Origin of the sequence: Pseudomonas syringae, from assembly GCF_021605415.1 — a bacterium.
GTDB classification, from domain to species: Bacteria; Pseudomonadota; Gammaproteobacteria; order Pseudomonadales; family Pseudomonadaceae; genus Aquipseudomonas; species Aquipseudomonas syringae_S.
Window position 1 is genome coordinate 21,929 of sequence record NZ_WKEQ01000042.1, and the last position, 24,435, is coordinate 46,363.

Annotated in this window: 20 protein-coding genes and 1 pseudogene; 13 read left to right on the forward strand and 8 right to left on the reverse strand. The window is 60.9% G+C overall.

The window, feature by feature from the left end; all coding sequences use genetic code 11:
• The first annotated feature begins 159 nt into the window (after positions 1–159).
• From hutU to mdoH, 13 genes are all read left to right on the forward strand, one after another.
• Positions 160–1,845, forward strand: coding sequence for a urocanate hydratase (gene hutU / locus GIW69_RS22875; RefSeq protein WP_236485037.1), 1,686 nt, complete (start codon positions 160–162; stop codon positions 1,843–1,845).
• 151 nt (positions 1,846–1,996) lie between these two features.
• Complete coding sequence (locus GIW69_RS22880) at positions 1,997–3,469, forward strand: purine-cytosine permease family protein (RefSeq protein ID WP_236485038.1); 1,473 nt, start codon at positions 1,997–1,999, stop codon at positions 3,467–3,469.
• Between the two features lie 69 nt (positions 3,470–3,538).
• Positions 3,539–4,507, forward strand: a complete 969-nt coding sequence (locus GIW69_RS22885; RefSeq protein ID WP_236485039.1) for an ABC transporter substrate-binding protein — start codon at positions 3,539–3,541, stop codon at positions 4,505–4,507.
• 85 nt (positions 4,508–4,592) lie between these two features.
• Complete coding sequence (locus tag GIW69_RS22890; protein ID WP_236485040.1) at positions 4,593–5,444, forward strand: ABC transporter permease; 852 nt, start codon at positions 4,593–4,595, stop codon at positions 5,442–5,444.
• Positions 5,441–6,271 (forward strand): quaternary amine ABC transporter ATP-binding protein, encoded by an 831-nt coding sequence (locus tag GIW69_RS22895; protein WP_236485041.1) that lies wholly within the window; start codon positions 5,441–5,443, stop codon positions 6,269–6,271. Before GIW69_RS22890 ends, GIW69_RS22895 begins: the two co-directional genes overlap by 4 nt.
• Before the next feature lie 199 nt (positions 6,272–6,470).
• The gene (hutH, locus tag GIW69_RS22900) at positions 6,471–7,994 is read left to right on the forward strand and encodes a histidine ammonia-lyase (RefSeq protein WP_236485042.1); all 1,524 of its coding nucleotides are present in this window, start codon (positions 6,471–6,473) and stop codon (positions 7,992–7,994) included.
• 114 nt (positions 7,995–8,108) lie between these two features.
• Positions 8,109–9,641, forward strand: coding sequence for a histidine ammonia-lyase (gene hutH, locus GIW69_RS22905; protein ID WP_236485043.1), 1,533 nt, complete (start codon positions 8,109–8,111; stop codon positions 9,639–9,641).
• Positions 9,642–9,741: 100 nt separating this feature from the next.
• The gene (gene hutI / locus GIW69_RS22910; RefSeq protein ID WP_236485044.1) at positions 9,742–10,947 is read left to right on the forward strand and encodes an imidazolonepropionase; all 1,206 of its coding nucleotides are present in this window, start codon (positions 9,742–9,744) and stop codon (positions 10,945–10,947) included.
• Between the two features lie 10 nt (positions 10,948–10,957).
• Positions 10,958–11,761 (forward strand): N-formylglutamate deformylase, encoded by an 804-nt coding sequence (hutG, locus tag GIW69_RS22915; protein WP_236485045.1) that lies wholly within the window; start codon positions 10,958–10,960, stop codon positions 11,759–11,761.
• Positions 11,762–11,976: 215 nt separating this feature from the next.
• Positions 11,977–12,948 carry a prolyl aminopeptidase gene (gene pip / locus GIW69_RS22920; RefSeq protein ID WP_236485046.1) on the forward strand — a complete coding sequence of 324 codons (972 nt, stop codon included), beginning with the start codon at positions 11,977–11,979 and terminating at the stop codon, positions 12,946–12,948.
• The gene (dtd, locus tag GIW69_RS22925; RefSeq protein ID WP_236485047.1) at positions 12,945–13,382 is read left to right on the forward strand and encodes a D-aminoacyl-tRNA deacylase; all 438 of its coding nucleotides are present in this window, start codon (positions 12,945–12,947) and stop codon (positions 13,380–13,382) included. Before pip ends, dtd begins: the two co-directional genes overlap by 4 nt.
• A 321-nt stretch (positions 13,383–13,703) precedes the next feature.
• Positions 13,704–15,533, forward strand: a complete 1,830-nt coding sequence (locus GIW69_RS22930) for a glucan biosynthesis protein G (protein ID WP_236485048.1) — start codon at positions 13,704–13,706, stop codon at positions 15,531–15,533.
• Positions 15,526–18,096, forward strand: coding sequence for a glucans biosynthesis glucosyltransferase MdoH (gene mdoH, locus GIW69_RS22935; RefSeq protein ID WP_236485049.1), 2,571 nt, complete (start codon positions 15,526–15,528; stop codon positions 18,094–18,096). The genes GIW69_RS22930 and mdoH overlap by 8 nt, the downstream gene beginning before the upstream one ends.
• Before the next feature lie 206 nt (positions 18,097–18,302).
• Here the strand turns inward: mdoH and GIW69_RS22940 are convergent, their stop codons facing one another.
• The 8 genes and pseudogenes from GIW69_RS22940 to GIW69_RS22975 all read right to left on the reverse strand — a co-directional run.
• The gene (locus GIW69_RS22940; protein WP_236485050.1) at positions 18,303–20,219 is read right to left on the reverse strand and encodes a methyl-accepting chemotaxis protein; all 1,917 of its coding nucleotides are present in this window, start codon (positions 20,217–20,219) and stop codon (positions 18,303–18,305) included.
• A gap of 145 nt (positions 20,220–20,364) precedes the next feature.
• On the reverse strand, positions 20,365–21,072 hold the full coding sequence (locus tag GIW69_RS22945) for a 16S rRNA (uracil(1498)-N(3))-methyltransferase (RefSeq protein ID WP_236485051.1): 708 nt from the start codon (positions 21,070–21,072) through the stop codon (positions 20,365–20,367).
• A complete protein-coding gene (gene tatC / locus GIW69_RS22950) occupies positions 21,069–21,863 on the reverse strand; it encodes a twin-arginine translocase subunit TatC (RefSeq protein WP_236485052.1) in 795 nt (264 codons plus the stop codon). Before tatC ends, GIW69_RS22945 begins: the two co-directional genes overlap by 4 nt.
• Before the next feature lie 255 nt (positions 21,864–22,118).
• Entirely contained in the window at positions 22,119–22,580 is a 462-nt protein-coding gene (tatB, locus tag GIW69_RS22955) for a Sec-independent protein translocase protein TatB (protein ID WP_236485053.1), read from the reverse strand.
• 10 nt (positions 22,581–22,590) lie between these two features.
• On the reverse strand, positions 22,591–22,869 hold the full coding sequence (locus GIW69_RS22960; protein ID WP_085683998.1) for a twin-arginine translocase TatA/TatE family subunit: 279 nt from the start codon (positions 22,867–22,869) through the stop codon (positions 22,591–22,593).
• Between the two features lie 25 nt (positions 22,870–22,894).
• Complete coding sequence (locus GIW69_RS22965; RefSeq protein WP_003220849.1) at positions 22,895–23,227, reverse strand: phosphoribosyl-ATP diphosphatase; 333 nt, start codon at positions 23,225–23,227, stop codon at positions 22,895–22,897.
• Positions 23,220–23,621: a phosphoribosyl-AMP cyclohydrolase gene (hisI, locus tag GIW69_RS22970; RefSeq protein ID WP_236485054.1), complete on the reverse strand. Its 402-nt coding sequence runs from the start codon at positions 23,619–23,621 to the stop codon at positions 23,220–23,222. The genes GIW69_RS22965 and hisI overlap by 8 nt, the downstream gene beginning before the upstream one ends.
• Positions 23,622–23,739: 118 nt before the next feature.
• Positions 23,740–24,435: pseudogene (locus GIW69_RS22975) on the reverse strand (ubiquinone biosynthesis regulatory protein kinase UbiB); the annotation flags it as partial.

Consider the following 24,435-nt stretch of genomic DNA (forward strand, 5'->3'; position numbering starts at 1 on the left):
TGATTGCATATGCTTGTATGTACAAGTAAAGACGTATGCGTATGAGTCGCCAGAGACTCCCCGCAGCGTCCACTGATTCGCCTGGAGCGCAACGATGCGCACAGGCTCGCTTGCCCACTGCCAGGGTTGGTTTGGATAGATTGCCGAGGAGTGTTTTTCGTGACTGACAATAAGACCACCAAGTTTCGTGACGTAGAAATCCGTGCCCCGCGCGGTAACACGCTGACCGCCAAGAGCTGGCTGACCGAAGCGCCGCTGCGCATGTTGATGAACAACCTCGACCCGGAAGTCGCCGAGAACCCGAAAGAACTGGTGGTTTACGGTGGCATCGGTCGCGCCGCGCGTAATTGGGAGTGCTACGACAAGATCGTCGAAAGCCTGACCCACCTGAACGACGACGAAACACTGCTGGTGCAATCGGGCAAACCGGTCGGCGTGTTCAAGACTCACAGCAACGCTCCGCGTGTGCTGATCGCTAACTCCAACCTGGTGCCGCACTGGGCCAGTTGGGAACACTTCAACGAACTCGACGCCAAAGGCCTGGCCATGTACGGCCAGATGACGGCGGGCAGCTGGATCTACATCGGCAGCCAGGGCATCGTCCAGGGCACTTACGAAACCTTCGTCGAGGCCGGTCGCCAGCATTACAACGACAACCTCACCGGTAAGTGGGTTTTGACCGCCGGTTTGGGCGGCATGGGCGGCGCGCAGCCATTGGCCGCCACTCTGGCCGGTGCGTGCTCGCTGAACATCGAATGCCAGCAGGTGAGCATCGATTTCCGTCTGAAGAGCCGCTACGTCGATGAACAAGCCAAAGACCTCGACGACGCGCTGGCACGCATCGCCAAATACACCGCAGAAGGCAAGGCGATTTCCATCGCGCTGCTGGGTAACGCGGCCGAAATCCTGCCGGAACTGGTCAAGCGCGGCGTGCGCCCGGACATGGTCACCGACCAGACCAGCGCCCACGACCCGCTCAACGGTTACCTGCCGGCCGGTTGGAGCTGGGACGAATACCGCGCTCGCGCCAAGACCGAACCCGCTGCCGTGATCAAAGCCGCCAAGCAATCGATGGCCGTGCACGTCAAAGCGATGTTGGACTTCCAGAAAATGGGCGTGCCGACTTTCGATTACGGCAACAACATCCGTCAAATGGCCCAGGAAGAAGGCGTGGAAAACGCTTTCGACTTCCCGGGTTTCGTACCGGCCTACATCCGTCCGCTGTTCTGCCGTGGCATCGGCCCGTTCCGTTGGGCGGCGCTGTCGGGCAACGCTGAAGACATCTTCAAAACCGACGCCAAGGTCAAAGAGCTGATCCCGGATGACGCTCACCTGCACAACTGGCTGGACATGGCCCGCGAGCGCATCAGCTTCCAGGGGCTGCCGGCACGTATCTGCTGGGTCGGCCTGGGCCTGCGCGCCAAGCTCGGTCTGGCGTTCAACGAAATGGTGCGCAGCGGCGAGTTGTCGGCGCCGATCGTGATCGGTCGCGATCACCTCGACTCCGGTTCGGTCGCCAGCCCGAACCGTGAAACCGAATCGATGCAGGATGGTTCCGACGCCGTGTCCGACTGGCCACTGCTCAACGCCCTGCTCAACACCGCGAGCGGCGCGACCTGGGTTTCCCTGCACCATGGCGGCGGCGTCGGCATGGGCTTCTCGCAGCACTCGGGCATGGTGATTGTCTGCGACGGCACTGACGAAGCGGCCGAGCGTATCGCTCGCGTGCTGCACAACGACCCGGCCACCGGTGTCATGCGCCACGCCGATGCCGGTTACCAGATCGCCATCGACTGCGCCAAGGAGCAGGGCCTGAACCTGCCCATGATCACCGGCGCCAAGTAACACAAATCCCTGTGGGAGCTGGCTTGCCAGCGATAGCGGTGGCACTGCTGGAACAGATGTTGAAGGTGCCGACGTCATCGCAGGCAAGCCAGCTCCCGCAGGATTCGAGCGAGCCGGACAAAGCAATTAAACAATCCACAGAGGTTGAACCATGGCTGTTAACACCGATCGTGCAGGCAACAAACCGTTGATCGAGAAACGCTCGATCGACTACATCCCGGAAGCGGAAAGACACGGTCGTCTGTTCAGCCAGTTCACCCTGTGGATGGGCGCCAACCTGCAAATCACCGCGATTGTCACCGGGGCCTTGGCCGTGGTGCTGGGCGGTGACGTGTTCTGGTCGCTGATCGGTTTGCTGATCGGGCAATTGCTCGGCGGCGGTGTGATGGCGTTGCACGCGGCGCAAGGGCCGAAGCTGGGCTTGCCGCAGATGATCTCCAGCCGCGTGCAGTTCGGCGTTTATGGTGCGGCGATCCCGATTGTGCTGGTGTGCCTGATGTACTTGGGCTTCACCGCGACGGGCACCGTGTTGTCTGGTCAGGCGCTGGGTCAGTTGTTGGGTGTCAGTGACAGTGTCGGCATTCTGATCTTCGCCAGTGTCATCGTGCTGGTCACAGTGCTCGGTTATCGGGTGATCCACTGGATCGGCCGGGTCGCCAGCGTCATTGGGGTGATTGCCTTTGTTTTCCTGTTCTGGCGCCTGATGAGCCAGACCGACGTCGGCGCGCTTCTGCAAATCCGTCACTTCAGCTGGAGCAGCTTTCTGCTGGCGGTGTCGCTCGCGGCCTCTTGGCAGATCGCGTTCGGCCCTTACGTGGCGGACTATTCGCGTTACCTGCCGAGCAAGACTTCAGCGGCGAAAACGTTCTTCGCCGCCGGTGCCGGCTCGGTCATCGGCGCACAAGTCGCAATGATCCTCGGTGTGTTCGCCGCCGCTTCCGCCAACGGCCAGTTCGCCGGTCATGAAGTGGCTTACATCGTCGGTTTGGGCGGCACCGGTGCCACCGCCGCGTTGCTTTATTTCAGCATCGCGTTCGGCAAGGTCACCATCTCCACGCTGAACTCCTACGGCAGTTTCATGTGCATCGCGACCATCATCAGCGGGTTCCGTGGCGACCTGAAGGTCACGCGCCTGCAACGGCTGCTCTTCGTGTTGGTCATCGTCGGAGCCGCGACACTGATGGCGTTGCTCGGCCAGCACTCGTTCCTCGGTGCGTTCAAGTCGTTCATCCTGTTCCTGCTGGCGTTTTTCACACCGTGGAGCGCGATCAACCTGGTGGATTACTACTGCATCACCCGCGAGCGTTATGACGTGCCGGCGCTGGCCGATCCGAACGGTCGCTACGGTCGCTGGAACCTTCTCGGCATCAGCGTCTACGTGTTCGGTGTGCTGGTGCAGTTGCCGTTCATCTCGACCAAGTTCTACACCGGCTCGCTGGTGGCCACGCTGGGCGATGTGGATATTTCCTGGATCATCGGTCTGGTGCTGCCCGCCGTCGTGTACTACCTGTGCGCGAAAAAATGGCACAGCGCGGTGCCCGATCAGCTGATTCTGCCGGTCGAGCAGGACAGCGTTGCTGCCCCTCAAACAAGTGCAACAGGTCGCGCTGCGGCGCAGGCCTGACGGGACGTGGACAGGGCTGGATGCCTCTTGACTGCCGTAAGCCCATTCATGATTAGGAGCGTCACAACAATGAAATCGAACAAGACCCTGCTGACCACATTGCTGTCCATGGGCCTGCTGGCCAGTGCCGGCGCCACCCAGGCGGCCGGTTGGTGCGAATCGGGCAAACCGGTGAAATTTGCCGGCCTGAACTGGGAAAGCGGCATGCTGTTGACCGACGTTTTGCAAGTGGTGCTGGAAAAAGGCTACGACTGCAAGACCGACAGCCTGCCGGGCAACTCCATCACCATGGAAAACGCTCTGAGCAGCAACGACATCCAGATTTTTGCCGAAGAATGGGTTGGTCGAAGCGAGGTCTGGAACAAGGCCGAGAAGGCCGGCAAGGTCGTCGGTGTCGGCGCCCCCGTGGTCGGTGCGATCGAGGGCTGGTACGTGCCGCGCTACGTGATCGAAGGCGATGCCAAGCGCAAGCTTGAACCGAAAGCGCCGGATTTGAAAAACATCGCTGACCTGGGCAAATACGCGGCCGTGTTCAAGGATCAGGAAGAGCCGTCCAAGGGCCGTTTCTACAACTGCCCGGCCGGTTGGACCTGTGAGCTGGACAACAGCGAAATGCTCAAGAGCTACGGTCTGGAAAGCAGTTACACCAACTTCCGCCCGGGTACCGGCCCTGCGCTGGATGCCGCCGTGCTGTCGAGCTACAAGCGTGGCGAGCCAATCCTTTTCTACTACTGGTCGCCAACGCCGCTGATGGGCCAGGTCGATCTGGTCAAGCTTGAAGAAAAAGCAGGCGTCGACAAGCGCGTGACCATCAAGGTCGGCCTGTCTAAAACCTTCTACGAACAAGCGCCGGAGCTGGTCGCCGTGCTGGAAAAGGTCAACCTGCCCATCGATCTGCTCAACCAGAATCTGGGTCGCATGGCTAAAGAGCGGATCGAGTCGCCGAAACTGGCGAAGATCTTCCTGAAGGAACATCCTGAAGTCTGGCATGCGTGGGTCAGTGAAGACGCAGCCAAGAAAATCGACGCGGCGCTGTAAATCGATCGCTCCCGGCCCACCGCGAGGCGGGCCGGGGTATTCGCTGCACTACGCTTGATTGAGTTTCCTGATTGAGAGCCGCCTTATGTTTCCCGAAAGCTTTACTTTTTCCATCGCCGACTGGGTCAACGGTTGGGTCGATTCGCTGGTCACCAACTACGGTGATGTGTTCCGCCAGATCTCCGACACGCTGTTGTGGGCCATCGTCAACCTTGAAGGCCTGCTGCGCGCTGCACCGTGGTGGCTGATGCTGGTAATCGTTGGCGCTGTGGCCTGGCACGCGACGCGCAAAGTGCTGACCACGGCAGTGATCGTCGGGTTGCTGTTCCTGGTCGGCGCCGTCGGCCTGTGGGACAAGTTGATGCAGACGTTGGCGCTGATGATGGTGGCGACGATCATTTCGGTGCTGATCGGCATTCCCCTGGGGATTCTTTCGGCGCGCAGCAATCGCCTGCGTTCGGTGCTGATGCCGCTGCTCGACATCATGCAAACCATGCCGAGTTTCGTGTACCTGATTCCGGTGCTGATGCTGTTCGGACTGGGCAAGGTGCCGGCGATTTTCGCCACGGTGATCTACGCCGCGCCGCCGCTGATTCGCCTGACCGATCTGGGCATCCGCCAGGTCGACGGCGAAGTGATGGAAGCGATCAACGCATTCGGCGCCAATCGCTGGCAGCAACTGTTCGGCGTGCAACTGCCGCTGGCCCTGCCGAGCATCATGGCCGGGATCAACCAGACCACCATGATGGCCCTGTCGATGGTGGTGATTGCCTCGATGATCGGTGCCCGTGGCTTGGGTGAAGACGTGCTGGTGGGCATTCAGACCCTCAACGTCGGACGCGGGCTTGAGGCCGGTCTGGCGATCGTGATTCTCGCAGTGGTCATCGACCGCATTACTCAGGCATACGGTCGTCCACGGCATGAGGTGAGCAAATGAGCAACGCAACCGTGAGCAAGATCGAAGTCAAAAACGTCTTCAAGATTTTCGGCAATCGTTCCAAGGATGCGCTGGCGATGGTTGGCCAGGGCAAGACCAAGGATCAGGTATTGAGCGAAACCGGTTGCGTGGTCGGGGTCAACGATTTGTCCCTGAGCATCGCCACCGGCGAAATCTTTGTGATCATGGGCCTGTCCGGTTCCGGCAAATCCACCCTGGTGCGCCATTTCAATCGTCTGATCGACCCGACCAGCGGCGCGATCCTGGTGGACGGCGTGGACATCCTGCAATACGACATGGACGCCTTGCGCGAATTTCGCCGGCACAAGATCAGCATGGTGTTCCAGAGCTTCGGCCTGCTGCCGCACAAGACCGTGCTCGACAACGTCGCCTACGGCCTGAAAGTGCGCGGCGAGACCAAGCAAATGTGCGCCGAGCGCGCGCTGCACTGGATCAACACCGTGGGCCTCAAAGGCTACGAAAACAAATACCCGCACCAACTCTCCGGCGGCATGCGTCAGCGTGTGGGTCTGGCTCGCGCCTTGGCGGCGGACACCGACATCATTTTGATGGACGAAGCGTTCAGTGCCCTTGATCCGCTGATCCGTGCGGAGATGCAGGATCAATTGCTGGAGCTGCAAAAGACGTTGCACAAGACCATCGTTTTCATCACCCACGACCTCGACGAGGCCGTGCGCATCGGCAACCGCATCGCGATCCTCAAGGACGGCCGGTTGATTCAGGTCGGCACGCCACGGGAGATTTTGCATTCGCCGGCGGACGAGTACGTCGACCGGTTCGTGCAGCGGCGCGCGGCGGTGGTTTGATATGAGTTATGCAGTGCGTTGACTGGCCTCATCGCTGGCAAGCCAGCTCCCACAAGGATTGTGTGAACGCCAAAGACCTCTGTGGGAGCGGCAAGCCAGCTCCACAGAGATTGGGTGAGCAATGGAGCTCCCCAGTGGGAGCAGGCTTGCCAGCGATGGGGTCGGTACAGCTGCATCAATATTACGGTTGAGGTTTTAGATGTCGAAGGCTGAAAAAATCGTTATCGCCGACGCCCCGTTGCGTTGGCAGGATGTGGTCGCCGTCGCCCGCCATGGCGCGCCGCTCGAATTGTCGAACAGCGCTTGGGCGCGCATCGACAATGCCCAGGCCATCGTTCAGCGCATCGTCGCCAGCGGCGAGCGCGCTTATGGCGTCAATACGGGCCTTGGCGCGCTGTGCAACGTCTCGCTGCAAGACGAGCAACTCAGCCAGCTTTCGCGCAACACGCTGCTCAGCCACGCCTGTGGCGTCGGCGCGCCACTGCCCGACGAGCAGACCCGCGCCATTCTCTGCGCGGCGATCCTCAATTACAGCCAGGGCAAATCCGGAATTCACCGCCAAGTGGTGGAAGCGCTGCTGGCGTTGCTCAATCGCGGCATCACCCCGCAGGTTCCCTCGCAAGGCTCGGTGGGCTATCTGACCCACATGGCTCACATCAGCATTGCGCTGATTGGCGTGGGCAACGTCAGCTATCGCGGGCAGATCGTTTCGGCGCAGCAAGCGCTGGCCGAAGAAGGCCTGCAACCGGTGCAACTCGGCGCGAAAGACGGGTTGTGCCTGGTCAACGGCACGCCGTGCATGAGCGGTCTCAGTTGCCTGGCGATTGCCGACGCTAAGCGCCTGCTGCAATGGGCCGACGTGATCGGCGCCATGAGTTTTGAGGCCCAGCGCGGCCAGATCGCTGCGTTCGACGCCGAAATCATCGCGCTCAAACCGCACCCGGGCATGCAACAGGTGGGTTTCAACCTGCGTGCCTTGCTCGAGGGCAGTGAAGTGATTGCCGCAAGCAAAGGCATTCGCACCCAAGATGCCTTGAGCATCCGTTCAATTCCGCAAGTGCACGGCGCCGCCCGCGATCAACTGGCGCACGCAATCAAACAAGTGGAAACCGAACTCAACGGCTGCACTGACAACCCGTTGCTGCTGGGCACGCCGGACGATTTCCGCGTCATGTCGCAAGCCAACCCCCACGGGCAGTCGGTGGCGCTGGCAGCGGATTTGCTGGCCATCGCTATGGCCGAAATCGGCTCGATTGCCGAGCGCCGTCTGGATCGCCTGATCAACCCGCTCGTCAGCGGTTTGCCGGCGTTCCTCGTGGCCAATCCGGGCGTGAACTCCGGGATGATGATCGTGCAATACGTCGCCGCCTCGCTGTGTGCGGAGAACCGTCAACTGGCGCAACCGGCGGTGCTCGACAACTATGTCACCTCGGGCTTGCAGGAAGACCATCTGAGCATGGGCACCAACGCCGCGCTGAAGCTGCACCGCGCGCTGGAAAACTGCACGCAGATTCTTGCCATCGAGTACCTGCTCGCGGCCCAGGCTTTTGAATTCCTCAAAGAGCAACGCTTTGGCCACGGCACGAATACCGCGTGGCGACTGCTGCGCGAGCGCGTTCCCGCCTATGACCAGGATCGCTGGCTGGCACCGGACATCGCCGTCGCCGCCAGCGTCCTGAAAGACCCGAATCTGCTGCACAACGCTTTACCGAATCTGCACTGAACAACACCTGCCAGCGTGCCAAGGCGCGGATCGCCCACAAGGCGAAATGCGACGGATAACGGAGTGCTCCGGAGCGACTGGCAAGCCAATAAAAACTCTCAAAAGGAGCACGAAATGACTGCCTTGAATCTGATTCCCGGCCAATTGAGCCTGGCTCAATTGCGTGACATCTATCAGCACCCGGTCACGCTGACTCTCGACCACAGCGCCTCGGCGCAGATCGAAGCCAGCGTCGCCTGTGTCGAACAGATCCTCGCCGAAAACCGTACCGCTTACGGCATCAACACCGGATTCGGTCTACTGGCCTCGACGCGTATTGCCAGCGAAGACCTGGAAAATCTCCAGCGCTCACTGGTGTTGTCCCACGCCGCCGGTGTCGGCGAGCCGATCAGCGATGCGCTGGTGCGCTTGGTGATGGTGCTCAAGGTCAACAGCCTCAGCCGTGGTTTTTCCGGCATCCGCCGCGTGGTGATTGATGCGCTGATTGCGCTGATCAATGCCGAGGTCTATCCGCACATTCCGCTGAAGGGTTCGGTGGGCGCATCCGGCGACCTCGCGCCGCTGGCGCACATGTCGCTGGTGCTGCTGGGCGAGGGCAAGGCGCGCTACAAGGGCGAATGGATGGAAGCGACCGAAGCGCTGAAAGTTGCTGGTCTGGCACCGCTGACACTGGCGGCGAAAGAAGGTCTGGCGCTGCTCAACGGTACGCAGGTATCCACCGCGTTTGCATTGCGCGGGTTGTTCGAAGGAGAAGATCTGTTTGCCGGAGCGCTGGCGCTGGGCGGTCTGACGGTTGAAGCGGTGCTGGGCTCGCGTTCGCCGTTTGACGCGCGCATTCATGCCGCTCGCGGGCAGAAAGGCCAGATTGACGCTGCTGCCGCGTATCGCGACTTGCTCGGTGAGCGCAGCGAAGTGTCCGAATCGCACCAGAACTGCGACAAGGTGCAGGATCCTTATTCTCTGCGTTGCCAGCCGCAAGTCATGGGCGCCTGCCTGACCCAGTTCCGCCAGGCCGCTGAAGTGCTGGCGGTCGAAGCCAACGCCGTGTCCGACAACCCGTTGGTGTTCGCGACGGAAGGCGATGTGATTTCGGGCGGTAACTTCCACGCCGAACCGGTGGCCATGGCGGCGGACAACATGGCCTTGGCCATCGCCGAAATCGGCTCGCTGAGCGAACGGCGTATCTCGCTGATGATGGACAAGCACATGTCGCAATTGCCGCCGTTTCTGGTGGCCAATGGCGGGGTGAACTCCGGGTTCATGATTGCCCAGGTGACCGCTGCGGCGCTCGCGAGCGAGAACAAGGCGCTGGCGCATCCGCATTCGGTGGATAGCCTGCCGACGTCGGCGAACCAGGAAGATCACGTATCGATGGCGCCCGCCGCTGGTAAACGCCTCTGGGAAATGGCCGAGAACACGCGCGGGATTCTCGCGGTGGAATGGTTGGCGGCGGCGCAAGGGCTGGATTTGCGCAACGGTCTGAAGACCTCGGCGAAGCTGGAAACGGCGCGGGCGATTCTGCGTAAAGAAGTGGCGTTCTATGAGAAGGATCGCTTCTTTGCGCCGGACATTATTGCGGCGACTGAATTGCTGGCGTCGCGGTGTTTGACTGACCTGATTCCGGCGAAGCTTTTGCCTAGCCTGTAAAGGCCCCTTCGCTGGCAAGCCAGCTCCCACAGGTACAGCGTTGCTCCCTGTGGGAGCTGGCTTGCCAGCGATATGATTTTGAACAAGACGAGGACTTGGGATGAAAACCCTCTGGCAACACTGCCACGTCGCAACCATGGCGCAGGGTGTCTATTCGATCATCGAAGACGCCGCCATCGTCACCTCGGGCGCGCACATCGAGTGGATCGGCCCGCGGGCTGAACTGCCGGCCGGCGAATACCCGACGGTCAACGATCTGCAAGGCGCGTGGGTCACCCCCGGCCTGATCGATTGCCACACCCACACCGTGTTCGGCGGCAACCGCAGCGGCGAATTTGAAAAGCGCCTGCAAGGCGTCAGCTACGCCGAAATCGCAGCGGCCGGCGGCGGCATCGCCAGCACCGTGCGCGCTACCCGCGAAGCCTCGGAAGATGAGTTGTTCGCTAGCGCTGCCAAACGCTTGAAAAGCCTGATTCGCGATGGCGTGACTACGGTTGAAATGAAATCCGGCTACGGCCTCGATCTGGCCAATGAACGCAAGACCCTGCGGGTCATCCGTCGTCTCGCCGCCGAGCTGCCGATCAGCGTGCGCAGCACCTGCCTCGCTGCTCACGCGTTGCCGCCGGAGTACAAGGGTCGCGCCGACGACTACATCGAGCACATCTGCGCCGAGATGCTTCCGGCGCTCGCCGCCGAAGGGCTGGTTGATGCCGTGGACGCGTTCTGCGAATACCTGGCGTTCTCGCCGGAGCAGGTCGAGCGCGTGTTCATCGCCGCGCAGAAACTCGGCTTGCCGGTGAAGCTGCACGCCGAGCAACTGTCGTCGCTGCATGGCTCTAGCTTGGCCGCGCGCTACCACGCGCTGTCGGCCGATCACCTGGAATTCATGACTGAGGAAGACGCCATCGCCATGGCCGCTTCCGACACTGTCGCGGTGCTGTTGCCGGGGGCGTTTTACTTCCTGCGCGAAACCCAATTGCCGCCGATGGACGCCCTGCGCAAACACGGCGTGAAGATCGCTATCGCCACGGATCTTAACCCCGGCACTTCGCCGGCGCTGTCGTTGCGCCTAATGCTCAACATGGCCTGCACCTGCTTGCGCATGACCCCGGAAGAAGCCATCGCCGGCGCCACGATTCATGCCGCGCAAGCATTGGGCATGGCCGACACTCACGGTTCGCTGGAAGTTGGCAAGGTTGCTGACTTTGTCGCCTGGCACATTGATCGGCCGGCGGATCTGGCGTACTGGCTGGGCGGCGATCTGGACAAACGCGTCGTGCGTCACGGCGTCGAAACGAATCTGTAGGAGAGCGGTTGTGGATAAGGTTCTGAATTTCAAACAAGGTCGCGTGCCGCTGCTGATCAGCATGCCCCACGCCGGACTGCGCCTGACGCCGACGGTAGAGAAAGGCCTGATCGCCGATGCGAAAAGCCTGCCGGACACCGACTGGCACATTCCGCAGCTGTACGATTTCGCCGAGGCACTGGGCGCCAGCACGTTGGCTGCCGAATACTCACGGTTCGTCATTGACCTGAACCGGCCGTCCGACGACAAGCCTTTATACGTAGGCGCTACCACCGGTCTGTATCCGGCGACGCTGTTCGACGGCATCCCGCTATTCCGCGAAGGACTGGAGCCTTCGAAAGAAGAACGCGCGACGTATCTTGAGCAAATCTGGACGCCGTATCACCGTACCCTGCAAGACGAACTGGCGCGACTGAAGGCCGAGTTCGGTTACGCGCTGCTGTTCGACGCGCACTCGATCCGCTCCATCATCCCGCACCTGTTCGAAGGCAAACTGCCGGACTTCAACCTCGGCACTTTCAACGGCGCCAGTTGCGATCCGCAGTTGGCCTCGCAGCTTGAAGCGATTTGCGCGCAGCACGGCGATTACAGCCATGTGCTCAACGGTCGTTTCAAGGGCGGCCACATCACCCGGCATTACGGGAACCCGGCCGGGGACATCCACGCCGTGCAACTGGAGCTGGGCCAGTGCACCTACATGGAAGAGTTCGAACCGTTCCGCTACCGCGCAGATCTGGCCGAACCCACGCAGGTTGTACTGAAAGAGCTGCTGCAAGGCTTCCTCGCCTGGGGCGATAAACACTACAACGCCTAAACACTCTCCACGTGTAGGAGCTGCCGAAGGCTGCGATCTTTTGATCTTCTAAAACAAAAGCAAAAGATCGCAGCCTTCGGCAGCTCCTACACAGGGCTCGCTCGTTGCCGCTTGCTCTGGGGCATGCTCATTGACGTAAATCGGGTTTATGATGCCGGACGGCAGAATAATAGACGTCCCCCCTGGGATGACCTCGACCCCATACGGAGCACGCAATGCAGACATTGTTTCCGCAGATCAAACCCCACGCCCGGCACGATCTGGCTGTCGATGACACCCACACGCTGTATGTCGACGAAAGCGGTTCGCCGGAAGGCCTGCCGGTGGTGTTCATCCACGGTGGCCCGGGCGCCGGATGCGATGCACAGAGTCGTCGTTATTTTGATCCCAACCTCTACCGAATCGTTACTTTCGACCAGCGCGGTTGCGGCCGCTCCACGCCGCACGCCAGCCTGGAAAACAACACCACCTGGGACTTGGTCGCCGACCTTGAGCGCATCCGCAAGCATCTGGGCATCGACAAATGGGTGCTGTTCGGCGGCTCCTGGGGGTCGACCCTGGCGCTGGCCTACGCGCAAACCCATCCGGAGCGCGTACACGGTCTGATCGTGCGCGGGATCTTTCTCTGCCGTCCGCAAGAAATCGAGTGGTTCTACCAGACCGGCGCCAGCCGTCTGTTTCCCGATTACTGGCAGGACTACATCGCGCCGATTCCGCTGGACGAGCGTGACGACCTGCTCGGCGCGTTCCACAAGCGCCTGACCGGCAACGATCAGATCGCCCAGATGCACGCGGCCAAGGCCTGGTCTACGTGGGAAGGGCGCACCGCGACCCTGCGTCCGAACCCGCTTGTAGTCGATCGATTCTCCGAGCCGCAGCGTGCGTTGTCGATTGCGCGGATCGAATGCCATTACTTCACCAACAACGCCTTCCTTGAGCCGAACCAGTTGATCCGCGACATGGGCAAGATCGCCCATCTGCCCGGCGTGATCATCCATGGTCGCTACGACGTGATCTGCCCATTGGATAACGCCTGGGAACTGCACCAGAACTGGCCGAACAGCGAACTTCAGGTGATTCGCGACGCAGGCCACGCGGCCTCCGAGCCGGGCATCACCGATGCACTGGTGCGCGCGGCGAGCAACATGGCGCGCCGGCTGCTTGACCTGCCGCCGGAAGACGCATGAAGGGGCTTCTTCAACGCGTCAGCGCAGCGCGGGTTGAAGTGGCGGGAGAGGTGGTCGGTGCGGTGGATCAAGGGTTGCTGGTGCTGGTAGCGATCGAGCCCGACGATACGCGTATCAGCGCCGACAAACTTCTACATAAGCTGCTTAACTATCGGGTGTTCAGCGACGCCGAGGGCAAGATGAATCTGTCCTTGGCGGATGTCGGTGGCGGGTTGCTGCTGGTCTCTCAGTTCACCCTCGCCGCCGACACCAAAAGCGGGTTGCGACCGAGCTTTTCCACGGCGGCACCTCCGGCGCTTGGCGAAGAACTGTTCGACTATCTATCAGGCAAGGCGAAACAGGTGCATGGCACTGTGGCATCAGGTAGATTCGGCGCGGATATGCAGGTGCATTTGGTCAATGATGGCCCTGTGACGTTCCTGTTACAGACTTGAAAGCCCTTGAAACATGTTTTTCAGGGTATTTCGACTGAAAACAGGGGTTTTTCGCGATAAATACTTTGTTACCCCTGATGCGTTGTCACGCGGGCTACTAGATAATCGCGCGCTGCGGGGATCAGCATTCGTTGATCCATTTTGGCTTAGGTAGAGACTTGTCTGGATCCGATTGGGGAATCATTTTGCCCCAGCGGAGTCGGAACATTGCTCGCCAACTTGGCAAGGGTGCGCTGAAGGGTCGGTTTGTTTATGCCAAAAACCCTACAGGCACTTCATCTGGCCGTTGGTTTATTGATCTGTTTTCGGCGAGGGTTGCTCGTGATTGTTAGTCCCTGTAATGCACCAAAATTATCTGCCAAGCGCTTGCGCAGTGCTCTGGTAGCGGGCTCCGCGCTGCTCTGCCTGTTCAGTGCCGGCCAGCTGTGGGCATTCAATCTGGATGATGTGTCGGCCAAGGCGAAAGACCTGGCCGGGCAGAAGTACGAAGCCCCGCGCAGCAATCTGCCGAACGAATTCCGCGACATGAAGTTCGCGGACTATCAAAAAATTCGTTTCCGCACGGAAAAAGCTGAATGGGCCGACCAAAAGACCCCGTTCAAGCTGTCCTTCTATCATCAGGGCATGCACTTCGACACGCCGGTGAAAATCAACGAAGTCACGGCGAACAGCGTCGAGCAGATCAAATATGATCCGACCCGCTTCGATTTCGGCGATGTGAAGTTTGATCCCAAGGCCACCGAACAACTGGGCTATGCCGGTTTCCGTGTCCTGTACCCGATCAACAAGGCCGACAAGCAAGACGAAATCATGACCATGCTGGGCGCGAGCTACTTCCGCGTCGTCGGCAAGGGTCATACCTATGGTTTGTCCGCCCGTGGCCTGGCCATCGACACGGCGCTGCCTTCCGGTGAAGAGTTCCCGCGTTTTACCGAGTTCTGGATTCAGCAGCCGAAGCCGGGCGACAAGCACCTGGTGATCTTCGCACTGCTGGATTCGCCGCGTGCGACCGGTGCTTATCGTCTGATCCTGCGTCCGGGCAGCGACACCATTGTCGACGTCAAGGCGCGCATGTTCCTACGTGATCGTGTTGGCAAACTGGGCATCGCTCCGCTGACCAGCATGTTCCTGTTCGGCGCCAACCAGCCGTCGAAAGTGCTCAACTACCGTCGCGAACTGCACGACTCCAGCGGTCTGTCGATCCATGCCGGCAACGGCGAGTGGATCTGGCGTCCGCTGAATAACCCGAAACACCTGGCCGTAAGCAACTTCAGCGTCGAGAACCCGCGTGGTTTCGGTCTGCTGCAACGTGGCCGCGACTTCAGCCACTACGAAGACCTCGACGACCGCTACGACAAGCGCCCAAGCGCCTGGATCGAACCGAAAGGCGAGTGGGGCAAAGGCACCGTTGATCTGGTCGAGATTCCGACCGCCGACGAAACCAACGACAACATCGTTGCGTTCTGGAGCCCGGAAAAACTGCCGGAGCCAGGCCAGCCGCTGGACTTCGCTTACCGCATGCACTGGACAATCGACGAAGCGGCCCTGCACGCACCGGACAGCGCCTGGGTTAATCAGACCCTGCGTTCCACCGGCGACGTCAAGCAGTCCAACCTGATCCGTCAGCCCGACGGCAGCGTGGCTTACCTGATCGACTTCGAAGGCCCGTCGCTGGCGGCACTGCCACCGGATGCCGACGTGCGCAGCCAGGTCAGTGTTGGCGACAACGCCGAACTGGTCGAAAACAGCGTGCGCTACAACCCTGAAACCAAGGGCTGGCGTCTGACGCTGCGGATGAAAATCAAGGATCCGAGCAAGTCGACCGAAATGCGCGCCGCGCTGGCACAGACCGTCGTTCCGGCGGATCTGGCCAAGTCGCCGCTGCCGGCGTCGAACTCCTCCGTTGCCAAGGCCGATAAAGTCGCCGCCAAGCAGCAGGAGAAGGAAGACAAAGCCGCTGCAGCCGCCGCTGCCGCAGCAGGCGCCAAACCGGCCGATGCCAAAACGACTGCAGATGCCAAGGACAAGGCCAGCACCAAAGACGCCAAGCAGCCAGCTGCTGCTGACGCGGTCCCAGCCACACCGGAATCGGCATCGACTGATGTAGTCCTGACCGAGACCTGGAGCTATCAGTTGCCTGCCGATGAGTAACTCTCAAGTACAGCCAGAGACGCTTTCCGAGTATCTGGCGCATCTGCCGATGACCGACGCGCAGCGCGCGGAACTCGCGGGTTGCCAGTCATTCAGCGAGTTGCATGAACGCCTGTCGTCCTCGACGTTCGACGCCCCGACCGAGGCCGCCCAGGCTTCGGTGGGCAAGCGCCTGACTTTGAGCACGGCTGAAGAACTGCAGGAAGCGGAAATGCTGGTACTTGACGCCAGCGGTCGGGTCAGCCTCAAGGCGACCCCGCCCATTCGTCGTACCAAAGTCGTACCGGAGCCGTGGCGCACCAATATTCTGGTGCGTGGCTGGCGCCGTCTGACCGGTCGTACCAACCCGCCGCAGCCGCCGAAAGACGAGAATGTCTTGCCGGCGGCACGCTGGCGCACGGTCGGCTCGATCCGCCGTCACATTCTATTGGTACTGATGCTGGGCCAGACCATTGTTGCCGGCTGGTACATGAAAGGCATCATGCCGTATCAAGGCTGGTCGCTGGTCGATCTCGACGAAGTTCTGCATCAGCCAATCCTGCAAACCGCCACGCAAGTGCTGCCGTACGCGCTGCAAACCAGCATCCTGATTCTTTTCGGGATTTTGTTCTGCTGGGTGTCGGCCGGTTTCTGGACGGCGCTGATGGGTTTCCTCGAATTGCTCACTGGCCACGACAAATACCGGATCTCCGGTAAAAGCGCTGGCAACGAGCCGATTCCGAAAGACGCCCGCACCGCGCTGGTGATGCCAATCTGCAACGAAGACGTACCTCGGGTGTTCGCCGGTTTGCGCGCAACCTTCGAGTCGGTCGCCGCGACCGGTGATCTGGATCGTTTCGACTTCTTCGTCCTCAGCGACAGTAACGACGCCGATATCTGCGTGGCCGAGCAACAGGCCTGGCTGGATGTCTGCCGCGAAGCCAAGGGGTTCGGCAAGATCTTTTACCGCCGTCGTCGTCGTCGTGTGAAGCGCAAGAGCGGCAACCTCGACGACTTCTGCCGTCGTTGGGGCGGTGACTATAAGTACATGGTCGTTCTCGACGCCGACTCGGTCATGAGCGGCGAGTGCCTGACCAGTCTGGTACGCCTGATGGAAGCCACGCCGGACGCCGGGATCATCCAGACCGCGCCGCGTGCTTCGGGCATGGACACGCTGTATGCGCGCATGCAGCAGTTCGCCACCCGCGTGTACGGTCCGCTGTTCACCGCCGGTCTGCACTTCTGGCAGTTGGGCGAATCCCACTACTGGGGCCACAACGCGATCATCCGCATGAAGCCGTTCATCGAGCACTGCGCCCTGGCGCCGTTGCCGGGAACAGGTGCGTTCGCAGGTCCCATCCTGTCTCACGACTTCGTCGAAGCCGCGCTGATGCGCCGTGCCGGCTGGGGCGTGTGGATTGCTTATGACTTGCCGGGCAGCTATGAAGAATTGCCGCCCAACCTGCTCGACGAACTCAAGCGTGACCGTCGCTGGTGCCACGGCAACCTGATGAACTTCCGGCTGTTCCTGGTCAAAGGCATGCACCCGGTACACCGCGCGGTATTCCTGACGGGCGTAATGTCGTACCTGTCGGCGCCTTTGTGGTTCTTCTTCCTGGTGTTATCCACGGCGCTGCTGGCGGTGAACACGCTGATGGAGCCGCAATACTTCCTCGAACCCCGCCAGCTCTATCCGCTGTGGCCACAATGGCACCCGGACAAAGCGATTGCGCTGTTCTCGACGACCATCGTGCTGCTGTTCCTGCCGAAGCTGCTGAGCATCATCCTGATCTGGGCCAAGGGCGCGAAAGAGTTTGGCGGCAAGTTCAAAGTGACGCTGTCGATGCTCCTGGAGATGCTGTTCTCCATGTTGCTGGCGCCGGTGCGGATGATTTTTCACACGCGTTTCGTGCTCGCCGCGTTCCTCGGCTGGGCCGCGACCTGGAACTCGCCGCAACGTGACGACGACTCCACGCCATGGAGCGAGGCGGTCAAACGCCACGGTCCGCAGACACTGCTGGGCTTCTTTTGGGCGCTGCTGGTGATCTGGCTGAACCCGAGCTTTCTGTGGTGGCTGGTGCCGATCGTCGGTTCGTTGATGCTGTCGATTCCGGTGTCGGTGATTTCCAGCCGCGTTGGCCTGGGCCTCAAGTCCCGAGACGAGAGCCTGTTCCTGATTCCCGAGGAATACAATCCGCCGCAAGCGTTGCTCGCGACCGATCAGTACACCCACGAGAACCGTTATCACGCACTCAACGACGGCTTCATTCGCGCCGTGGTCGACCCGCAGCAGAACGCCCTGGCGTGCTCGCTGGCGACGTCCCGTCACGGTCAGGCCGAACCGATCGAATGGCTGCGCCAGGAACGCGTGCGCCACGCGATCAAGGTCGGCCCGGCCGGGCTGAGCAACCATGATCGCCTGCAATTGCTTAGCGACCCGGTGGCCCTGGCACGTCTGCACGAGCAAGTGTGGAGCGAAGGCCATGCCGAATGGCTGGATGCGTGGCGGGCGTCGGTGAAGGCCGATCCGCATGCACCGTTGCTGCCGTTGCAGCCTGTGGGCATGCAGGTGCAACCGGCCTGATAAAAAACCCCGCTGAAGAGCGGGGTTTTTTTGCAGCTTGAAAAAGCCCTCATCCTGGCCCTTCCGGGCGCCATCGCTGGCACGCCAGCGCCCACAGAATATGTGTCGATCTCAAATGCTGTGATCGGCCCCAATCACTCTGCAAACTGGCTTCCCAGCGATGGCATCACCTCGGTTCCGAGCGAGCCGAGGGTCTGCGCATCGATTTAAACCTTGAAACGTCCCACCAGCATTTGCAGGTGCGTACCCAGGCGCGCCAGCTCTACGCTGGACGCCGCTGTCTCTTCGCTCGCCGCCGAGGTCTGATCCGACACATCCCGCACGTTCAGCACGCTGCGGTTGATCTCTTCCGCCACGGCGCTCTGTTGTTCGGCCGCTGCGGCGATCTGCTGGTTCATCGCCTGAATGGCCGAAACGGTGCGGGTGATGCTTTCCAGCGAGCCGCCGGCACGACGGGTCAGTTCGACGCTGCTGTCGGTCAGGGTGCGGCTGTTGTCCATGATCGTTGCCACTTGCTGGGTGCCGTTTTGCAGGCCGACGATCAGCTCTTCGATCTCTTCGGTGGACTTCTGCGTACGCTGCGCGAGGCTGCGCACTTCATCGGCAACCACCGCAAACCCACGACCGGCCTCACCGGCACGGGCTGCCTCAATGGCGGCGTTGAGGGCCAGCAGGTTGGTCTGTTGGGCCACGGACTTGATCACGTCGAGGACACTGCCGATCTTGTCGCTTTCGCGCTTCAGCTCGCTCATGGCTTCGGTGGAGTGACCGACTTCAGCCGCCAGACGCTCGATCTGCGCGATGGCCTCACCGACGACTTTGTCCCCCTCGCGGGCCTGTTGGTCGGCGGCGACAGCGGCTTCCGAAGCCTCTTCGGCGTTGCGCGCGACTTCCTGCACCGTCGCGGCCATTTCGTTCATGGCGGTCGCCACCTGATCGGTCTCGATTTTCTGATTATTGACTCCGGCGCTGGTCTGCTCGGTGACGGCGGACAACTCCTCCGCAGCGCTGGCGATTTGCGTGACGCCCTCGCTGATGCCACCGATCAAGGTGCGCAGGCCTTGGGTCATGCTCTGCATCGAGCGTTGCAGTTGACCCAATTCGTCGCGGCGCTCGGACACCAGGTTGTGAGTCAGGTCGCCGGCGGCGACGCGCTCGGCGACGTTCAGGGTCTGGTTCAGCGGAATAATGATCTGACGGGTGATGACCCATGCGGCAAAGAGGCCGATCACAATCGCCAGCAGCGAGGCCAGCAACAGTAGGTTTTTCGCACGAGCCACGTCGCTGTCACGCACGATGGTTTGCGACTGCGTGAGCTTGCGGCTGACGTCGATCAGAATATCGCCCTGGGCGGTCATGTTGTTGAGGGCTTTGGCGTTGACGAGCTGAGAATCGCGGAACTGACTGACAGCGGCACGGTAGGCCTTGAGCGATTCAGCGGCCTGTTGCAGGTTGGCGATGTGCTCCTCGGGCAGTCGGGACGGCAGGCTGTCGAGGATTTTCAGCGCGGCTTCGATAGCATCAAGCGCCGGTTGCTCGGCATCTGCCCTGCCGCTGTAGGTGTAACCGCGAACCTGGTAGCGCGCTTGCTGCAACGCTTTGCTCAGGTCGATCACGCTGTTGAACTGGGCAACGCTGTCGCCTTGCAGCATGGATTTCTCGACGTCGGCGACCTTGGCCACAGCGTTGTCGGCGGTGGCGCCAAGCTTGCTGCGAGCGTCTTCGCGCTGCACGGTCGCTTGGGTCATGTCACCGAAAGCACGTTTGTACTCGGCGACGGCGGCCAGTTGCTGGTCGATCTTCGCGATGTCGGCAGGTTGCTCGATCATGCCGCGTGCGGTTTGCAGGCCGCTGTCGAGTTTGCCCAGCCATTCGTTCACCGCGCCCGGACCTTGTTCGCCACGGCGCATCTCATAAGCCACGCGGGCCAGACGCAAATCCTTGGTCATTTCGGCGAGGCTGGAAATGTAGCCCAGCTTGTCGCCACGGCTCATCACGCCGGTCAGGCCCGTCCAGCCGGTGAAGGCGATCAACAGGGTCAGGAGCAGCACCAGGCCGAAACCGATCCCCAGCTTGCGCTTGACGCTAACGTTTCCAAGACACTCGGCTAACCAACGGTACATGCGGGAGACTCCCTTCCTGATCACAACTGAATTGGACTTATGGGAGCTGTATCGGCGCGCTGCGACGCTTCTGAAGCGAGTCGGCGAACTGTCAGACAAAAGGCGCCCAGGTAGGAGCTACCGCAGGCAGGCAAGAGATGGCGTATCAGAACAGGCGCGCGAGGAGGGCGGTGACGGCGGTTTCGACGCGCAGGATGCGCTCGCCCAGTTGCACTGGTTGCAGACCGGACTTGCCCAGCAGATCGATCTCGTAAGGAATCCAGCCGCCCTCGGGTCCGATCGCCAGGGTCACCGGTTCGCTCAATGCACGCGGGCAGGGCGGGAAATGACCAGGGTGGCCGACGAGGCCGAGGGTGCCATCACTGATGGCTGGCAGGCGATCTTCGACGAAGGGCTTGAAGCGTTTCTCGATGATGATTTCCGGCAGCACCGTGTCGCGGGCCTGTTCGAGGCCGAGGATCAGTTGCTCGCGGATCGCTTGCGGTTCGAGGAACGGCGTCTGCCAGAAGCTTTTTTCGACGCGGTAGCTGTTGACCAGAATCACTCGTGGCACGCCCATGGTCGCCACGGTCTGGAACACCCGACGGAGCATTTTCGGCCGGGGCAGCGCGAGCACCAGAGTCAACGGCAGCTTGGCCGGTGGCGACTGATCGAGCACGACCTTCAACTCGGCTTCGCCCGCGTCCAGACGCAACACTTCGGCCGAACCCATGAGCCCGCCGATGCGCCCGACCCGCAAGCTGTCGCCGACTTCCGAACGGTGGACTTCCTGCATGTGGGTCAGGCGCCGGTCACGCAGGACGACGCGGTCGGCCGCAATAAAATCGGCTTCTTCGAGCAGCAGCAGGTTCATGGCTGGGTCGCTGGCGGCTGGTCGTTGTGGTCGTCGACGGTTTCGTCCGGGCGCTCGCGCTTGCTGACGAGGGCGCCGAACAGAATGCCGATTTCAAACAGCATCCACATCGGAACGGCCAGCAGGGTCTGGGAGAAAATGTCCGGCGGCGTCAGGATCATGCCGACCACGAAGCAGCCGATGATCACGTACGGACGAATTTTCTTCAGATATTTGACGTCGACCACGCCAATCCACACCAGCAGCACCACGGCCACCGGGATTTCGAACGCCACGCCGAACGCGAAAAACAGCGTCATGACGAAATCGAGGTAGCTGGCGATGTCGGTCATCATTTCGACGCCGGCCGGGGTGGCGGCGGCGAAGAATTTGAAGATCAACGGGAACACAAAGTAATAGGCGAATGCCATGCCGGTGTAGAACAGCAGGATGCTGGAAACCAGCAATGGCACCGCGACACGCTTCTCATGCTTGTACAGGCCCGGCGCGATGAAGCCCCAGATTTGATGCAGGATCACCGGTATTGCCAGGAACAGCGACACCATCATCGTGAGTTTCAACGGCGTCAGGAACGGTGACGACACGTCGGTGGCGATCATCGTTGCGCCGACCGGCAGGTACTGGCGCAACGGCGTCGAGACGAACGTGTAGATCTGCTGGGTGAAAGCGAACAGCCCGGCGAAGATGATGAAGATCGCCGCCACGCAACGCAGCAGGCGGGTGCGCAACTCGGTGAGGTGCGAAACCAGCGGCATGTGCTGGTCGTTTTCGGGGAGGCTAGGGCCTGTCATCGGTCATTTCCTGTGTCGCGCCGGCCCGTATTTGCGCAGGGCAAGGCGCGAGGCGCGTAGTTTGGCGTATCAAATAAGCGACGAGTAACGCAGCCCTGCGCAAATACGGGCCGGCCCTTCGGGTTGTGCCTGAAAGCGGGCCAGGCTGCGTTGTAGTCCTTGAAAAGGGAGCAAACATTTCCTGCGACCTACGCCTTGCCTGGCCCGCTTTCAGGCGACAACGCGGCACAGGAAATGACCGATGACAGGCCCTTGTCATGGGGCTCGCGGCGGCAATGTAGGGTCGTGAGGGGCCGGTGCCGTCGGCGCGGCGGTCGGGGCTATGTGTTCAACCGAGGTTTCTGCTGTGGCTGGCGCGGCTTCTGTCGGCGCTGCAACGGATGCGGGCGCCGATGTCGCCGGCACTACTGGAGTTGTCGGAGCCTGAATCGTCTGCTCCCCGACATGCTCGACCGGTGCAGGCTCTTGCTGAACCGGCGAAAATATTTTCCGCGCCTCCTGCTCCAGCGAAAGAATGTGTTCGTTGTGCAGTTGCCGACGGATCTCGTCGGCACCGATTTCACGTTCAACTTCCTGTTTGATCGCGTTGAAGCTGCGCTTTAGTCGTCCGACCCAGAGGCCAGCGGTGCGCGCAGCGCCCGGCAGACGCTCGGGGCCCAGCACCAGCAGGGCAACGAGGCCGACGAGCAGCAGTTCAGAGAAGCTGATACCAAACATTAGTCAGTGCTCACACGTCTTTGCGGATCGGCTCTTCGACTTTTTGCGCCTGCACATCGATGGTGTGAGGCGGGTTGGCCTGGGCGGTGGTTTGCGGCTGAACCGGCGGCACCGGTTGCGCAGGCGTCACGGTCGGATCCGCAGGTTTTTCGTCGTCGTTCATGGCTTTGCGAAAGCCCTTGATCGACTCGCCCACGTCAGTGCCGAGGTTTTTCAGCTTCTTGGTACCGAATACCAGCACCACGACTACCAGAATGACGATCCAGTGTTTCCAGTCAAAAATACCCATGTGGCAATTCCTCTCTAAAAATTGTTCAGGCGGACGGACGTGAGGCTTTCTCGACGTGTCCGGACAAACCGAAGCGGCGATCCAGTTCATCCAGCACCGCCTGCGGATGCTGCCCCAGTTGGGCGAGCATGACCATGCTGTGGAACCACAGGTCGGCGGTTTCGTAGATCACGTCGCTGCAATCGCCGCTGATCGCGGCGTCCTTGGCGGCAATAATCGTTTCGACCGATTCTTCGCCGACTTTCTCAAGAATTTTGTTCAAACCCTTGTGGTACAGGCTGGCGACATACGAGCTGTCGGCCGCCGCGCCTTTGCGCTCTTCCAGCACCTGAGCGAGGCGGGTGAGAGTGTCACTCATGTTTGTGTCCTGCGGAATAGATTGCATGCGGGTCTTTCAAGACCGGGTCGACGGTTGTCCAGTCGCCGTTTTCGAAGACACGATAGAAGCAGCTTTGACGGCCGGTGTGGCAGGCGATGTCGCCGATCTGCTCGACCATCAGGATGATCACGTCGGCATCACAGTCCAGACGCATCTCATGCAGGGTTTGAATATGGCCGGATTCTTCGCCCTTGCGCCACAGCTTGCCACGGGAACGTGACCAGTAAATGGCACGGTTCTCCGCAGCGGTCAGCTCAAGGGCTTCGCGGTTCATCCAGGCCATCATCAATACGCGTCCGGTCTTGTGATCCTGGGCAATCGCCGGCACCAGGCCATCGGCGTCCCATTTGATCTCGTCCAGCCAGTGGGTCATCTTCAGTTCCTGAAGCAGCTATGAGCGACAAGCTTGAAGCTGCAAGTTAGAGCAGGTTTGAGTTGTGCCGTGTTTTGGCGCTTGGAGCTCGAAGCTTATCGCTTGCAGCTCGATCCGGCTATCTTCGAACGACCAGATACAAGCCGACCGCCACCATGATGCCGGCCGGCCAATGGCCGAGTTCGTTCAATGGGCCGCCCACCAAAAGGATCGCGCCGCCCGCCAGATGGGTGCAGCCGAGCAGGCGCAGGAACCAGTCGTCCTTGCGTTTGTGCCACGGCGGGGGCGGATCGTAAGCGTGGGGTTGGGACATGCGTTCGAGCAGGTCGCGGGCCATGTTGGCCAGGTGCGGCAGCTGTTCGAACTGGCTCTGCACGTTGCCGAGCAGGGTTTTCGGGCTGACGCGTTCGCGCATCCAGCGTTCGAGAAAGGGTTGCGCGGTGTTCCACAGATCCAGATCCGGATAAAGCTGCCGGCCCAAGCCTTCGATGTTCAGCAGGGTTTTTTGCAACAGCACCAGTTGCGGCTGAACTTCCATGTTGAAGCGGCGCGCGGTCTGGAACAGGCGCATTAGCACTTGGCCAAATGAAATATCTTTTAACGGTTTTTCGAAGATCGGTTCGCACACAGTACGGATCGCCGCTTCGAATTCGTTGAGCTTGGTTTCCGCCGGCACCCAGCCTGAATCGATGTGCAATTGCGCCACACGGCGGTAGTCACGCTTGAAGAAGGCGAACAGGTTGCGTGCCAGATAATCCTGGTCTTCCGGGGTCAGGCTGCCGACGATGCCGCAGTCGATTGCGATGTATTGCGG

What these genes read in the sequence shown, in the direction of transcription:
- GIW69_RS22895 (WP_236485041.1), top strand. Translation starts at nt 5,441, where the DNA reads ATGAGCAACGCAACCGTGAGCAAGATCGAAGTCAAAAACGTCTTCAAG.
- GIW69_RS22965 (WP_003220849.1), bottom strand. Translation starts at nt 23,227, where the DNA reads ATGAGTGACACTCTCACCCGCCTCGCTCAGGTGCTGGAAGAGCGCAAA.
- mdoH (WP_236485049.1), top strand. Translation starts at nt 15,526, where the DNA reads ATGAGTAACTCTCAAGTACAGCCAGAGACGCTTTCCGAGTATCTGGCG.
- dtd (WP_236485047.1), top strand. Translation starts at nt 12,945, where the DNA reads ATGAAGGGGCTTCTTCAACGCGTCAGCGCAGCGCGGGTTGAAGTGGCG.
- tatC (WP_236485052.1), bottom strand. Translation starts at nt 21,863, where the DNA reads ATGACAGGCCCTAGCCTCCCCGAAAACGACCAGCACATGCCGCTGGTT.
- hisI (WP_236485054.1), bottom strand. Translation starts at nt 23,621, where the DNA reads ATGACCCACTGGCTGGACGAGATCAAATGGGACGCCGATGGCCTGGTG.
- hutH (WP_236485042.1), top strand. Translation starts at nt 6,471, where the DNA reads ATGTCGAAGGCTGAAAAAATCGTTATCGCCGACGCCCCGTTGCGTTGG.
- tatB (WP_236485053.1), bottom strand. Translation starts at nt 22,580, where the DNA reads ATGTTTGGTATCAGCTTCTCTGAACTGCTGCTCGTCGGCCTCGTTGCC.
- hutH (WP_236485043.1), top strand. Translation starts at nt 8,109, where the DNA reads ATGACTGCCTTGAATCTGATTCCCGGCCAATTGAGCCTGGCTCAATTG.
- GIW69_RS22960 (WP_085683998.1), bottom strand. Translation starts at nt 22,869, where the DNA reads ATGGGTATTTTTGACTGGAAACACTGGATCGTCATTCTGGTAGTCGTG.
- GIW69_RS22945 (WP_236485051.1), bottom strand. Translation starts at nt 21,072, where the DNA reads ATGAACCTGCTGCTGCTCGAAGAAGCCGATTTTATTGCGGCCGACCGC.
- GIW69_RS22885 (WP_236485039.1), top strand. Translation starts at nt 3,539, where the DNA reads ATGAAATCGAACAAGACCCTGCTGACCACATTGCTGTCCATGGGCCTG.
- GIW69_RS22940 (WP_236485050.1), bottom strand. Translation starts at nt 20,219, where the DNA reads ATGTACCGTTGGTTAGCCGAGTGTCTTGGAAACGTTAGCGTCAAGCGC.
- hutI (WP_236485044.1), top strand. Translation starts at nt 9,742, where the DNA reads ATGAAAACCCTCTGGCAACACTGCCACGTCGCAACCATGGCGCAGGGT.
- pip (WP_236485046.1), top strand. Translation starts at nt 11,977, where the DNA reads ATGCAGACATTGTTTCCGCAGATCAAACCCCACGCCCGGCACGATCTG.
- GIW69_RS22890 (WP_236485040.1), top strand. Translation starts at nt 4,593, where the DNA reads ATGTTTCCCGAAAGCTTTACTTTTTCCATCGCCGACTGGGTCAACGGT.
- GIW69_RS22880 (WP_236485038.1), top strand. Translation starts at nt 1,997, where the DNA reads ATGGCTGTTAACACCGATCGTGCAGGCAACAAACCGTTGATCGAGAAA.